Origin of the sequence: Allopontixanthobacter confluentis, from assembly GCF_009827615.1 — a bacterium.
Taxonomy (GTDB): domain Bacteria; phylum Pseudomonadota; class Alphaproteobacteria; order Sphingomonadales; family Sphingomonadaceae; genus Allopontixanthobacter; species Allopontixanthobacter confluentis.
In genome coordinates this window covers 20954-35621 of record NZ_WTYU01000002.1, presented here as the reverse complement: position 1 = coordinate 35621, position 14668 = coordinate 20954, and the positions used below count along the sequence as shown (strand labels likewise).

9 protein-coding genes and 1 pseudogene are annotated in these 14668 nt (G+C 60.8%); 8 read left to right on the top strand and 2 right to left on the bottom strand.

Going from position 1 to position 14668, the window contains the following annotated elements; genetic code table 11:
- Positions 1-192: 192 nt before the first annotated feature.
- The 5 genes from GRI44_RS08465 (at position 193) to GRI44_RS08445 (ending at position 7358) form a co-directional block, all read left to right on the top strand.
- Positions 193-1245, top strand: coding sequence for a LacI family DNA-binding transcriptional regulator (locus tag GRI44_RS08465; RefSeq protein ID WP_160601401.1), 1053 nt, complete (start codon positions 193-195; stop codon positions 1243-1245).
- Positions 1242-2441 carry an MFS transporter gene (locus GRI44_RS08460; RefSeq protein WP_332872390.1) on the top strand — a complete coding sequence of 400 codons (1200 nt, stop codon included), beginning with the start codon at positions 1242-1244 and terminating at the stop codon, positions 2439-2441. Before GRI44_RS08465 ends, GRI44_RS08460 begins: the two co-directional genes overlap by 4 nt.
- Positions 2442-2552: 111 nt before the next feature.
- Positions 2553-5063: a glycoside hydrolase family 3 protein gene (locus GRI44_RS08455; protein WP_232843080.1), complete on the top strand. Its 2511-nt coding sequence runs from the start codon at positions 2553-2555 to the stop codon at positions 5061-5063.
- Between the two features lie 45 nt (positions 5064-5108).
- Complete coding sequence (locus GRI44_RS08450; protein WP_160601399.1) at positions 5109-6407, top strand: sugar MFS transporter; 1299 nt, start codon at positions 5109-5111, stop codon at positions 6405-6407.
- Positions 6408-6464: 57 nt separating this feature from the next.
- Entirely contained in the window at positions 6465-7358 is an 894-nt protein-coding gene (locus GRI44_RS08445; protein ID WP_160601398.1) for a glycoside hydrolase family 16 protein, read from the top strand.
- Positions 7359-7427: 69 nt separating this feature from the next.
- Here the strand turns inward: GRI44_RS08445 and GRI44_RS08440 are convergent, their stop codons facing one another.
- Together GRI44_RS08440 and GRI44_RS08435 are read right to left on the bottom strand one after the other, a co-directional pair.
- Positions 7428-7688, bottom strand: a complete 261-nt coding sequence (locus tag GRI44_RS08440) for a hypothetical protein (RefSeq protein WP_160601397.1) — start codon at positions 7686-7688, stop codon at positions 7428-7430.
- Positions 7689-7820: 132 nt separating this feature from the next.
- Positions 7821-11132: pseudogene (locus tag GRI44_RS08435) on the bottom strand (amidohydrolase family protein).
- Between the two features lie 236 nt (positions 11133-11368).
- Between GRI44_RS08435 and GRI44_RS08430 the strand changes: the two are divergent.
- The 3 genes from GRI44_RS08430 to GRI44_RS08420 all read left to right on the top strand — a co-directional run bounded on the left by GRI44_RS08430 (position 11369) and on the right by GRI44_RS08420 (position 14650).
- Positions 11369-12169 (top strand): hypothetical protein, encoded by an 801-nt coding sequence (locus GRI44_RS08430; protein WP_160601396.1) that lies wholly within the window; start codon positions 11369-11371, stop codon positions 12167-12169.
- A gap of 485 nt (positions 12170-12654) precedes the next feature.
- Positions 12655-14247, top strand: a complete 1593-nt coding sequence (locus GRI44_RS08425; protein ID WP_160601395.1) for an ATP-binding protein — start codon at positions 12655-12657, stop codon at positions 14245-14247.
- Positions 14248-14317: 70 nt separating this feature from the next.
- A complete protein-coding gene (locus tag GRI44_RS08420; protein ID WP_160601394.1) occupies positions 14318-14650 on the top strand; it encodes a hypothetical protein in 333 nt (110 codons plus the stop codon).
- The last annotated feature ends 18 nt before the right edge of the window (positions 14651-14668 follow it).

The window sequence follows — 14668 nt, the reverse complement described above, 5'->3', positions numbered from 1 at the left end:
ATCAGGCGGGGTCTTGTTCAGGCAAGGTCCCGCTGTTGGTTTGGCAGTGGTTGGCAGCAAGCAGTGTGGCGCATTCCAGCGCGTTCTGTCGCGTGTCGGAAGGGACACCCGCAACCAGGCTGACGCAGGTCTGGCAATGCTTGACGGACCTGTCTAACGCTCACATCCGTTTACAATCGGGGGCAGGGATCAATGGTGCGCCGGCGACAGGCCGTCACAATCAAGCACGTGGCCGCAGATGCGGGGGTTTCCCTGCAGACGGTCAGCCGTGTCATCAATCAGGAACCCAATGTGCGCGCGTCCATGCGCGAGCGGGTGCAGGCGTCGATCGACAAGCTTGGCTATGTCCCGTCGATTGCCGCGCAGCGGATGAGCGGATCGCGCTCCTACCTCATTCTGGCACTGAATGACCGCGAGCGGACTATTGCCGACTGGCGTGCGCGTGAAGGCACTGACTGGGTGGACCAGATGCTGATGGGCGGCATGCTGGAATGTGCCAAACATGGCTACCGTCTGATTTTCGAGCTGGTCGATACGCATTCCGACCATGTGGAGCGCGAGTTGCAGGGGTGTATCGCCGCGCTGCAACCCGATGGTGTGATCCTGACCCCGCCTCATTCGGACAATCCGCTGATCACGGATCTGCTGCGGCGGCAAAATATCCCGTTCGCGCAAATTGGCTCCACTGGTGAGGCAGGCGGTATTTCGCTGATCATGGGCGATGAAGGCGCGGCGCGCACCGCCACGCGCCATCTGATTGATCTGGGCCATCAGCGCATCGGTTTTATCAAGGGCGCGGCTGAATATAAACTCAGCGACTGGCGCGAAGCCGGCTGGAAGGCCGAAATGGCAGACGCGGGCCTCGGGTTTGACGGCCTGTGTGCGGCAGGTGACTTCAGCTATCGGTCAGGTGTCGATGCCGCGCAAAAATTGCTCGCGCTCAGGCCCAGGCCAACAGCGATCATCGCCAGTAGCGACCATATGGCGCTGGCCACGGTGGATGTGGCGCGCAAAATGGGCATGCAGGTGCCGCGCGATCTGTCCGTGGTCAGCTTCGACAATACGCCCATGACCATGCTGACGCGACCAGCACTGACCGCGATTGACCAGCCAGTTGCCGCCACCACTGCGCTGGCGGTGGAGCGGATTGTCGCGGCCAAGCGCGGCGATGCGCTGCCGGAAGGACCAACAATCGTGCCTGCCGGACTGATCGTGCGGGAATCGACAGCGCCGCCAGCCAAGTGAGCTATAAAGCCACATCTGCCCATCAGGGCACCCGGTTCATGGCCCTTTATACGCTTGCCATGGCGGGCGGGGCGATTGCCTATGTGCCCTTCCTGACGGTGCTGCTGCCGGTGCGCATCAGCGGCATGGCGGGTGACAGCGACGTGCAGTGGCTGGCTTACGTGACATTTACCGGCGCCATTGCGGCGAGCCTGGGCAATATCGCCTTTGGCTGGCTGAGTGATATTACCGGCAGCCGGCGGATGTGGATTTTGGCCGGACTGGTGCTGTCGAGCATCCTGCTGGTCAATTTTGCGCATGTCGAACGGCTGAATACGCTGATTGCGCTCATTCTGGCGTGGCAGCTATCGCTTAACATGATGCTGGGCCCGCTGGGCGCGTGGGCGGGGGATTGCGTTCCTGACCATCAGAAAGGGATGCTGGGCGGCTTGCTGGCATTTTCACCCGCGCTTGGCGCATTGTCGGGCGCGTTCATCACCCTGCCGGGGCTGGCCGGCCCTGACACACGGCTGTGGCTGGTGGCGGTGTTGGTGTGTGTCTGCGTTCTGCCCGTGCTGCTGTTCGGCAAGCCAGTGAAATTTCCCGAATTGCATGACAGCGCTGCACCTGTGCAAATGACGGCAGAACAAAGCAGACGCGCGCGCCGTCTGGTGGTGCGGATGTGGGTGGCACGGCTGCTGATCCAGATTTCCGAAGCGGCCCTTTTTGCCTATCTTTATTTCTGGTTTCGTTCGGTGGATACGGCAATGGGCCCCAGCAACACCGCGCAGGTCCTCAGCCTGGTGCTGGTGGCGGCCATTCCGGCAGCCATGATCACGGGCAAATGGGCAGACCGGCAGGGCAGGCCGATTTTTCCGCTGGCAGTGTGTGCGGCATTTTCCAGCATTGGCCTCGCGGCGATGGCAGTGTCCTTTTCCCTTACCACGGCCATTGCCGCCTATGTCGTGTTCGGGCTGGCGACCACCGTGTTCCTGTCGCTGCACACCGGACAGACATTGCGGGTGCTGCCCAAACCGCACCGACGGGGGCGCGATCTTGGCCTGTTCAACCTGACCAACACGGGCCCGTCACTGGTCATGCCGTGGATTGTTCTGGCGCTTGTGCCGGTGTTCGGTTTCCCGATCCTGCTGGCGTTGCTGGCCTGCCTGACGCTGGCAGCTTGTGTTCTGCTTCTGACACTTGGCGATCTTCGATAGGCGCTTGCATTTGCCTGCCTCTGGTGTAGACCTGATTGTGAGAACGTTCACAAAAAAGTTCTGAATGAGGATGGGATGCAGGGAAAATTACTCGCGATAGCGTGCAGCACGATGCTTGCGGCATGCAGCCACAATCAAATCGTCAGCGGGCCATTACAGCAAGGCGCATCCCCCTCACCGGCAGCAGTTGCAGATAAAGCGGTCTATGCTTCCGCCCCGGCTTCTGCCACTGCCAACCCCGCATTCTGGCCGCGCGCCGCCAGCCCGTCTGCATTCACCGATGCAGCGACCGAGCGGCGCATTGACGCGCTGCTGGCGCGCATGACGCTGGAACAGAAAGTTGGCCAGCTGATCCAGGCCGATATCAGCGCCATCACCCCTGCCGATCTGGAGCGGTATCCGCTTGGTTCGCTGTTGGCGGGCGGCAATAGCGGGCCTTACGGCAATGAACGCGCCGGCGCTGCTGACTGGGACCGGCTGGTCCGCGAATTCCGCACCGTTTCCATGAAGCCTGCGGCCAATGGCGTCGCCATCCCGATCATATTCGGGGTTGATGCGGTTCATGGGCACAATAATATTCCCGGCGCCACGGTCTTCCCGCACAATATCGGGCTTGGCGCGGCGCGCGATGTCGCCATGATCCAGAAAATCGGCGCGGCGACTGCGGCTGAAATTGCCGGCAGCGGCATCGAATGGACTTTTGCGCCCACTCTTGCTGTTCCGCAGGATGCGCGCTGGGGCCGCACCTACGAAGGCTATTCCTCCGATCCTGCGCTGGTGGCATCCTATGCCGCTGCCATGGTTCACGGCTTGCAGGGCGTATTGGCAGCAGGCGCGCCGCTTGATGCTGGCAAGGTGGCGGCAACGGCCAAGCATTTTCTGGCCGATGGCGGCACCGTAGGGGGCAAGGACACTGGCGATGCGGTGATTGATGAGGCCGAACTGGTCCGCATCCACGCAGCCGGCTATCCCAAGGCTATCGATGCCGGCGCGCTGACCGCCATGGCCAGCTTTTCCAGCTGGAACGGGGTCAAGAACCACGGCAACAAATCCCTTCTGACCGATGTGCTGAAAGGGCAGATGGGCTTTGGCGGTTTTGTGGTGGGTGACTGGAATGGCCATGGGCAGGTGGCTGAATGCAGCGTCACGCAATGCGCGCAGGCCATCAATGCCGGGCTGGATATGTTCATGGCGCCTGACAGCTGGAAAGGCCTGTATGAAAACACGCTGCAGCAGGCGCGGGCAGGGGCCATTGCACCTGCGCGGCTGGATGATGCGGTGCGCCGCATCCTGCGCGTGAAAATCAAGCTGGATCTGCTGGATAACCCGCTGCGCGACCGCAGTAATTATGCGGCAATCGGCGCAGCGGACCATTTGGCACTGGCCCGCGAAGCGGTCGCAAAATCGCTCGTGCTGCTGAAGAACAATGGTTCCGTGCTTCCAGTCAAACCCGGCGCAAGAGTGCTGGTCACCGGCCCCGGCGCAGATGATATTGCCATGCAGTCGGGCGGCTGGACCATCAGCTGGCAGGGCACTGATGTGACCAAGGCCGACTTCAAGAATGGCCGCACCATCTGGGACGGTATTTCCGATGCCGTGCGCGCAGCTGGCGGTACTGCCAGCCTTTCTGCCACCGGCGATTTTGCGGCCCGGCCCGATGTGGCAATCGTGGTGTTCGGCGAGCGGCCCTATGCCGAATATCAGGGCGATGTGCCCACGTTAGATTATCAGCCGGCAGGGGCGCAGGATCTTGCCCTGCTGAAACGTCTGAAAGCGCAAGGCATACCGGTTGTGTCCGTGTTTCTTTCCGGACGGCCCATGTTCACCAACCCTGAAATCAATGCCTCAGACGCATTTGTGGCGGCTTGGCTGCCCGGCACGCAGGGTGACGGTGTGGCAGATGTTCTGATCGCTGGCCGGTCTGGCAAGGCGGCGCGTGATTTTACCGGTACGCTGCCATTCCGCTGGCCGGCCGATGCTGCAGCGCCCGTCACTCAGCCGCTGTTCGACTTGGGCTTTGGCATGACCTATCAGGCACCGGCGCAACTGGGCGCCTTGTCGGAAGACCCCGGCATTGATCTTGCGGCGGCCATGAATGTTGCCAACTATTTCTCCGGCGGCCGTGCGCGCGCACCGTGGAGCCTGTCCATTGCCGATGCCGGCGGAAAGCGGCCCGTTGCCGCCAGTTCGATGGTTAGCCCGAACGGCGATATTTCGGTCCGCTCCGTCGATGTGACGGTGCAGGAAGATGGCAAGGCGTTCATCTGGAATGGCAATGGCTCTGTCATCATTGAAGGGCCATCTGCCAATCTGGAAGAGCAGCTTCGCGGCGGTGCCGTTCTCAGCATCGACTGGCGGATTGACGCGAAGAATGCGGCACCTGCGCAATTGTTCTTCGGCGATAAAAGCGTGTCGTTGACAGAATATCTGCGTAATGCACCGGTTGGCACGATCAGCAATCTTTCCGTCCCGCTGGCGTGTTTCGTGCGCGATGGCGCAGACCTTGCCAATGTGGGCACAGCCTTCCGACTGGAAGCCGAAGCCGGCCTTGCATTGACCCTGATGGCGGTCCGGATTGATAGCCCTATGCAACAGGCGGCTTGTCCGGAAGCGGTTGATTGATCAAAAAGCCGTGCACCTGACATAGGGCACGCGGGGAGAGAGAATATGGCACTGGCACCTGGTATTTCGAGCAGCACTGATCCGTCACCAATTGAAGAAGACGGCGCATCCATTAACGCGCCAGGCCTGCAGGGCTTCGTTTTTGCCCTGTTCTTCATTTTTGGCGGCATCACCTCGCTCAATGACGTGATCATTCCCAAGCTGAAGGAATTGTTCACGCTAAATTATACGCAGGCAATGCTGGTGCAATTCTGCTTCTTCACGGCCTATCTGGTGGTCGGTATTCCCGGTGCGAAACTGGTTAAGAAAATCGGCTATATGCGCGGCGCTGTCGCGGGCCTTATCATCATGCTGTGCGGCTGCCTGCTGTTCATTCCAGCATCGCAAACGGCCACTTATGCCCTGTTCCTGTTTGCCCTGTTCGTGCTGGCCAGCGGCGTGGTGCTGGTGCAGGTGGTGTCGAACCCGCTCATCTCCCTGCTCGGGCCATCTTCCACCTCGCACAGCAGGCTGACTTTTGCCCAGGCATTCAACTCGCTTGGCACGACCATTTTTCCGATTGCCGGTTCCATCCTGATCCTGGGCAGTCTTGCCTCTGTTAGCGCAGATCAGCTGTCCGGCGCGGAACTGGATGCCTACCGGACGGCGGAAAGCCAGGCGATCGTGAATGGCTATATCGGCATAGCCATCGCGCTGGCGCTGGTCGCCGCTGTGGTGTGGATGTTCCGTGACAAGCTGCAGGGCGAAAAGCACGAGCCCAGCTCGGGCCTTGGCGGCGCAGATCTGCTCAAACGCCCGCGTTTCGGCTACGGCGCATTGTGCATATTCCTGTATGTTGGTGCAGAAGTTTCCATTGGCTCGCTGATTGTGAATTACCTGATGCAGCCCGGCGTGATGGGCCTGCAGGAACAGGCCGCGGGCAAACTTATCGGCATTTACTGGGGCGGCGCGATGATCGGCCGGTTTATCGGTTCAGCCGTGCTGCGCGTAATCAGCCCGGGCAAGGTTCTGGCTTTTGTGGCGGTGGGCGCCATTGCCCTGATCGCCATTTCCACCAACACCACCGGCATGCTGTCGGGTTACAGCCTGCTGGCGATTGGCCTGATGAATGCGATCATGTTCCCGACCATTTTCAGCCTTGCATGCGAAAAGCTGGGTAGCCGGGCTGCCGATGGGTCAGGCATCATCAATGTCGCCATTTTCGGCGGCGCAGTGATCCCGCTTCTTACAGGCGTTATTGCCGATCTGAGCGGCAGCCTCGGCTTCGCGCTCATCCTGCCTGCAATCTGCTATGCCATTATTGCCGGTTTTGGCATTTATGCACGCCGGCCTGCAGTCGCCTGATAGCCAGCGTTATTCACCCACTCAGATAACGAGAACCTCAATATGCGCCTGCCCCTGATGGCCACCACATTTGCAGCAGCCTTCTGTCTGGCATCATGCCAGACAGTGGCCAGCCCCGCGCCTGTCGTGGCCCAGGCGCAACCTGAGGCGCAGGTTTGGCAGGACAGGGATCTGCTGTTTTCTGACGAGTTCAATTCAGGGCAGCTGGACCGGACGAAATGGAATGTCGTCGGTCCGGATTTCTGGGTCAATAACGAACAGCAGGCCTATATCGATGCCCCTGAAACCGTACGCTTCCGGAACAACAGCGAAGTAGCGGACGCCGATGGCGGGGTGCTGGCGCTGCAACCTGTGTTCCGCAAGGATTTTGCCACGCCTGACGGGCGCAAGGTGGATTTCGTTTCCGGCCGCATCAACACGCGCGGCAAATTTGAATTCACCTATGGCCGCGCGGCTGCGCGCATCAAGATGCCCGATGCCGTCGGCGTTTGGCCCGCCTTCTGGCTGCTGGGCAATGACCAATGGCCTGAAACCGGCGAAATCGACATCATGGAATATGTGGGCGAGGCTGACTGGACCGGCGTTGCCCTGCATGGCGAAGGCTATTTCGGCGAGACACCGCTGGTCGACAAACATTTTTTCCCGCCGGAAACCGATGTTACCCAGTGGCATGAATATGCGGTGGAATGGACGCCTGACCAGATACTGTTTCTGGTGGATGGCAAACTCACCTATCGCGCCACACGCATAATGGCTGACCATTACGGCAAGTGGAGCTTTGACACGTCCAAATTCGTGATTCTGAATTTCGCCGTCGGCGGCGCCTATCCGTTCAAGACCAATGGCATCGAAAAACCATATTCAGGCGTTCCTGCCAGCACGGTCGAACGGATCAAGCAGGGCGATATTGCGATGTATGTGGACTGGGTCCGCGTATATGGCCGCAATTAGGGCCTGACTGGCTGACAGTCGATAAAGGCTGCCCCATACAAATCGCCGGAATGGCAGGTAAGGCGCAGCTTATTCTTCAGATAGGCCCGCGGCCAGATCCATGAAATTCCGCGCCGCATCGCGCTCGGCCGCATTTTTGAACGCCACGTCAAGGTCAGGTGCGTCGCCCAGCATGAACATCAGCGCCCACAAGGCAAAACGCCGACCTGCGTCGCTCTCCAGCCCAAAATCGACCCGCATCCGCTCCAGCCCGGCCTCAAGCACGGATTGCGGCATTTGCGCCATGTCCTGATTGCCGAAATAGCGCAGCTGAAGGTCATGCAGGTCCATCAGCCGTCCTCTAGCAAAGGCGGGTGCGCATTGCCAGACAGGGGCAAATCAACCGCGACCCAGCGGCCAATATTGGCCCGTAGCGGTGAGGCCGTTTGCAGCCGCACCGCCAGTAGGACTGAACCAGCCGTGTCATTCCCACCAATAGGGCAGTCTCTGGGCAGTTCCGCTTTCCACTTCATTCATCGTCCGTGCGTCATACAGGCGTCCGCCGAGCATGACCTGGGCGATGTCGTCGCTGTTGCGGATATCGGCTGACGGGTCTGCCGTGAGAACCAGCAGATCGGCCAGTTTGCCGACTTCCAGGCTGCCGATGTCGCGGTCCATTCCCAGCGACTGCGCCGGTGCGATCGTGCCTGCCCGCAAGGCTTCTACCGGCGACATTCCGCCGCGCACGAAGGACCACAATTCCCAATGGGCGCCAATCCCGGCCTGCTGGCCGTGCGCGCCGATTGACACCTTCACCCCGCGATCGGCCAGTTTCTTGGCTTCCCGCGCATTGTCATCATCGACAAAGGCCCATTCCGGCGCTTTTACGCGGCGTGCATTATCCGCCAGCAACTGGCTGGGCGGGGTGTGGACCATCAGCGGGTTGGTCCACACATCCGTGGCCTGGCGCCAATATGGATCGCCTGCCAGCCCGCCATATGTCACCACCAGCGTGGGCGTATAATTGGTCTGGCTCTTGCTGAAAAATTGCAGCACGTCCTCGTAGAAATATTCGAGCGGAACATTGTGTTCCAGCGTGGAATTGCCGTCTGCCACCAGCGCCATATCCATGCCGAAAAGCGATCCTCCTTCGGCGACCACCAGCATGTTTTCCGCAGCCGCGGCGCGCACCACCTGCTGGCGCTGTTCGCGGCGCGGCTGGTTGTAATTCTTCACCGAATATCCGCCCTGCGCCTTGATCCGGCGGACATGGGCCAGCGCATCTTCATAGGAATTGATTTCGGCATAAACGCTGGGAGATTTCGCGCCGTAAATAATCTCGCCGGTCGAAAAGATGCGCGGCGCCAGCAAAGTGCCGGCCTGCTGGCGTTCAGCAGCGGCAAAGATCATGCTGGCTGATGATGATGGATCGTGCAGCGTGGTGGTCCCCAACGCCAGGTTCTGGATCATCGACCAATTTTGCTGGGGAATCAGATCGCCAGTGCCCTGCGCCCCGTGGGCATGGGCATCGACCAGCCCCGGCATGATGGTGCGGCCTGTGGCATCCACCATCCTGGCGCCTGCCGGAATGGTTACTTCGCCGCGCTTGCCAATGGCTGCGATGCGGTCCCCTTTGATGACGATAACACCATCATCAATCACGCCTGCGGCATCACCGGCCATGGTCAGAATGCGCGCGCCCGACAGCACCAGCGTGCCTTCGTGGCGCGCCGCCGGGACCGTCATGGCGAGGGATACGCCCGATGCAGGCTGGACGAAGCCCTTGGCACCTTCTGCCGGCGGGGAAGAGGGGAACAGGGCTGAGCTTTGCGCCGTGTAAAGCTGGGGCCCCATGCTCCAGTGCAATTGCGCGCCATTGCCGGACCAGCCAAGGTAATCCGCCCCGCCTTTGCTGGCGCGCGTGACGGGCAGGGCGCTGCTGTCAGCGCCAATATCCACCGCTTGTCCGCCCGGCATCAGCGGGGCGACATAGGCTTCGTAATTCTGGCGGAACGCCATGAAGCGGCCATCGGGCGAAACGCTGAATTCGCTGATCAGTTCGCCCTGCGCATGAACGCGCCGCGCTTCGCCATCGCGGCTTGCGGAAATCAGTTGCAGCTTGCCATCCTGGCTGCCGGTCATGAAAATCCGGTCATTATCCGCGCCAAACTGGGGAGAGCCAAGATCGCGCGCAACAAGGCGGGGTGTACCGCCGTTGACAGGCACACTGTAAACGCCCGGGTTTTCAGACCATGCTTCGTCTGTCAGGCCGCCGCCGCTGCGTTTTTCAAACACGATGGTCTGGCCATCGGGCGAGAAACTCGGGCGGGCGTAATGGCCCGGCTGGCTGGTGATCTTGCGCCGGTTTGCGCCATTGGCATCAGCCGTGATAATTTCCCCAAGGCCGTTATCGGTCCACTGGACAAAGGCAATCCTGCGGCCATCGCGTGACCAGGTGGGGAACAGGGCCACGCCATCCGCCTTCGACGCCAATGCGCGCGCAGTGCCGCCCGCTGCAGGTTTGACCCATAATTTGCCGAGCGTTTCAAACAGCACCTGCTTGCCATCGGGCGAAATGCTGGCGAAGCGGGGCATTCTGGTGGTGAAATTTGCAGGCGCCACTTCGATTACCGGATGCGGCGCAGTGGCAATGGCGCGGGTATCGTCCACCCGGAACGGTATGACGGTGGCCGCGCCGCCCGATGCTGATACCTACCGCAGCTTGCCGCCCGCCCAGAAAATGAGGCTGGCGGAATTGGGCGTCCACCCCATGTTGGGATAGACGCCGGTGACAGCCCAGGTTTCCTGCACATCGCGGTCCAGCCTGTCATAAACGACCTGCTCTGCGCCTGATGAAATATCCTTCACATACAGCTTGGTTTGCCCTGCATCACGCCGCACAAAGGCAATCTTCTTGCCATCTGGCGAAGGGGTCGGGCGCACCGATCCGCCCAGACCGGTTACCGCCGTGGTGGTTTCGCCTGTTTTGAGGTCATAGCGTTCAATATCGAACAGCGCGGTGTTGGAATCCTGCGCATATTCGAAAATCGGGCCGGGGGTGGTGTTGCGGGTGAAATAGATGGCAGAACCATCAGGCGCATAAACAGGTTCGCCCAGTTCTTTCTGGTGCACTTCATTCGGGCGCGCCACCAGCTTGACACCGCCGCCGCCTGATACGTGATAAAGCCAGATTTCACCTGTGCCGAGCGAACGACCGGTGGTGAAATGCTTTTTGGCGGCGATAAATCGCCCGTCCGGGCTCCAGCTGGGCTGGTTCAGCAGCCGGAATTTTTCCTTGGTGACGGCTCGTTTGTCCGACCCGTCGGCATTCATCACCCAGATATTGTCGCCGCCGCCCCGGTCCGAGGTGAAGGCGATGCGCTTGCCATCGGGGGAGAAACGTGGCTGCACTTCCCATGCCAGCCCTTCGGCGATGCGGCGCGGGGTGCCGCCTGCCACGGGCATGGTGTAAATATCGCCCAGCAGCGAAAATGCCAGCGTGGCGCCATCGGGGCTGACGTCCACATCCATCCAGCTGCCTTCATCAACGGCAATCGGAATGTTTCGCAAGGTAACGCCTTCGGGCGCGTTCACGTCCCATTTGGCGGCCTCTGGAGCGCCGCTGGCAGTTGGGCTGGCAGTGGGGCTGGCAACAGGCGTGGTGGCCGCGGCAATGCCGCTGCCAGGTGCCGGCAGAACATTGGGGTCAGGGTCAACCGCGACATTTTCGGGTGCTTCTGTCTGTTCAGGTTCCACCTCATCGGCAGATTGTGAATAGGCCGGACTGCCGAGCATGAGTGCGCTGCTGAAAATGCTGGCAGTAAGAATGTTGGCAATAACCGATGCGACGCTGATGTTCACGAATGCTTCCCCAAAAATTCAGGCCCATTTACGGCAGGCCCGATTGTGCTGCTGCACCCAGCTTGTACAGAAAACGCGGGGCGGGGCAATTTACCGGTCATAGTTTTGCGGTATATTCCGGCTGCAACAGTCGAATCAAAAGCATGGCAGCAGCCAGAACAAGGAGGGGTATGCGAATTTCGATGGACCGTTCCTACGTCCTTCTTGCCGTGCTGCTGGCCGCATTTCTGGCGGTGGCGGTGGCACGGCCTGTTTCAGGAATAGCAGGCTGGCCACTGCAGAATAATGCCGCATATCCGGTGCGGTTTGCGCTTCCGCATACAGGCCAGCTGATCAGCCTGGCAGATGCCGCCCGCTTCCAGACACGCGGCGCGCCTGCGGCTGATGTGGTGCTGGAAGGCGGGGCGGATGCAGGGGCGATGGCTGACGATGCAAAACCGTCCATCACCGGCATCCTGTCACCAGCAGACGCATTATTGCGCCGCGACAATGAACCGGCCAGCACGCAGCCCGGCATCAGGGCGGGCGGCACAGGTGGCCCGGGAAATACTGGCAAAGCAAACCCGCAGCGGCTTGGTGATGTGATGCCGGTTGAATATGACATTGGCACGGCCATAGGCGCAGGCGGGGGCTCAGGCACAGGCGCAGGCACAGGCGGGGGCGGGGGCGGGGCCGGCAATATCACCGTGCAATCTGCCCGGGCATTGGCGGGCACGCTGGATGTGCGCAAACCCATCCGCATCGGGCAGGGCGCGCCGGGCAGGATTGATGTAAAGATTGGCAGCGGGGCCAATATCTATCTGAATGGCGCGCAGCTGGCATCATTGATGGAAGCGCAGGGCAAAGCGCTGAAAGTGCCTGCCGGCATGGACGAAAACGGCTTTGTCAGCGTGGATGACCTGCGCAGCACCGGCCTGAAAATCCGCTATGATGCAGGCAGGGATGCGCTGGTGGTGGACGGCGAGGGCTGAGTTGCCGAAAGTGCTCATATGGCCAAATGCTGGCACACTTTTCATATCACCAGTGCCGTGCCAGCGCCGATCTACACATCAATTCCCAGATTTTACCCAAGGTTCCCTGATCCCAGCAGGATGACTAATGCAAAGATGCCTGCTGGCTTGTGCAGATAGGCCATGCATCTGAAAAGCGCGGTGGCCCAGCGCCTGGAGTTTCGGCTAACGACCATGGAAATGTTCATGAGCACCCCGACCCGCGGGAACCTGTCCCCTAGCATCGCCCGCCGTCACCAGCCGCCAGTTTGCGCGCCATTCTTCACAGTGCCGCAAATCGCGACTTTTCTACATACTTGAAAAGAGCCGAAGATAATTCGCCCTAGGGAAAAAATCCCGACGAGCGTGTCGCATGATCGGACCGGAGGATGGCCGGCCTTGCGTTCGCCCGATACCTTGTGCATCCTCGCGATTGCTTTACGTGGCGACAGGGGGGCTTGGAACAGATGGCTGAAGCATCGATCGGACATGTCGTTGGAACCAACGGGTCAAGGGCGATGTGCCTCATCGACCGTGAACGTTTGACCAGCGCACGGACGGCCCACGCTGGCGAGACGGACAATACGTCCATCGGCGGTTTCGTTCGGATCGATGTCGAACAGCACACAATATTCGGCGTCCTGGTCGAATTGGGCAGCGACGGTGCCGACCATGGCCGAACGCTTGCCGAGATAGAATACATCGGGGAAGGCGTTCACGATGCCGACGGCAGTCTGACCGGCTTCCGGCGCGGGGTTACCGCTTTTCCCCAGCCGGGCGATAGGCTGCGGTTCGCGGTTGAGAGCGAGCTTGCCGTCATTTTCGCACCGCCTGCCGTGCCCCATATCCAGATCGGCACAGTGTACCCGACCAAGGGCGTCCGCGCCCCGGTGCTGTTCGATATGCTGATGGGCCGCCACTTCGCGGTTGTCGGGTCGAGCGGCGCGGGCAAGTCCACCACCGTCACGCTGATGCTGGACCGGATTGTCGCGCAGGCCAACCACGGCCATGTCGTCATCTTCGATCCCCACGGCGAATATGCCCATGCGTTCGGTGACAAGGCACAGGTGTGGGACGTATCCAACCTGAAGCTTCCGTATTGGGCGATGAACCTCGACGAGCATTGCGATGCCTTCATCGCCACATCAGGCGAGGACCGCACGGTCGATGCGAACATCATGGCCAAGGTCCTGCTGCGCGCCCGCCAGCGCAACATCCACGCCGAGATGCCGGGCCGGATCACTGCGGATACGCCGGTATCCTACCAGCTGAAAGACTTGACCGACGCGCTTGAGGAAGAAGCTGGCAGGCTGGAGAAGCTCGCCGATGCGCACCGCTATACCCACCTGCGGTTGACGATTGAACAGTTCTTCCACGACCGGCGGTTCAACTTCATCTTCAACCCCGACCATGCCGGCGCATCCCTTCAGCAACTGCTGGGGGATCTGCTGCGCATCCCCAATGCCGGTAAGCCGATCTCCATCATTGACCTTGCAGGTGTGCCGACCGAGATCGTCAACGTCGTGGTCTCCACGCTCGCCCGGCTGATCCTCGATTATGCCATCTGGGCCCCCCGCGAAACGCGCGCCCCGATCCTGCTGGTCTGCGAGGAGGCGCACCGCTACTTGCCGCGCGTCAAGTCGCCAGCGACGCGATCGGTCGAGAAACAGCTGGAGCGCATCGCGCGCGAAGGGCGCAAATATGGCGTGTGCCTTGGCATGGTGACCCAGCGTCCGTCCGAACTGTCGGAAACCGCGCTGTCGCAATGCGGCACGATCATGTCGCTGCGCCTCAACAATCAGTCCGACCAGCGCGATCTGGTCGCCGCGCTGACCGAGGGTGCGCGCGGTATCGCCGGAACCGTCGGCAGCTTGCGCAACCGCGAATGCATCATCAGCGGCGAAGGCGTGCCAATCCCCATGCGGGTGATGATCGACCACCTCGAAGCGGGCAAACGACCCGCTTCGGACGATCCGGTTTTCAGCGCGAGCTGGTCGCATGACAATGCCGGGGCGGCGCTGCTGGAAGAGACGGTGCGCCGCTGGCGGACCGAACGATGATCGCTCAGCCGCCGCTGGGAAGCTAAAGAAGCGGCTGGCCCGGTTGCCACTGGTTGATGGAGCAATAGAGTTGGACGCGCTCAGCTCGAACAACGCGGCCAGTGACCATGGCCCGTTACAGCAAAAACGAGCGCGTTCAGCAATCTCCCGGCACTTCAAATTTGCAAGAGCGGGAAGCCGCCGTCCATTCTTCCGCGGCTATCACTGGGCCTTCGCCGCGCTGGGTCTGGTGCTTCTGGCAGAGATCATTGCGGCGGCGATAGTGGTGTTCTCGTTTTTGATGCATCCCCGCTCAACCTGTTTGTCGTTGGCGATTTTCGCAAAACCTTGCCGGGATGGTTACTTCGCAGGCGGCTCATTCTCGCCTGATATCCCGCAATGGCGAAATCCTTCACCGTTCTGAAATCGGCAATCCCGGCGC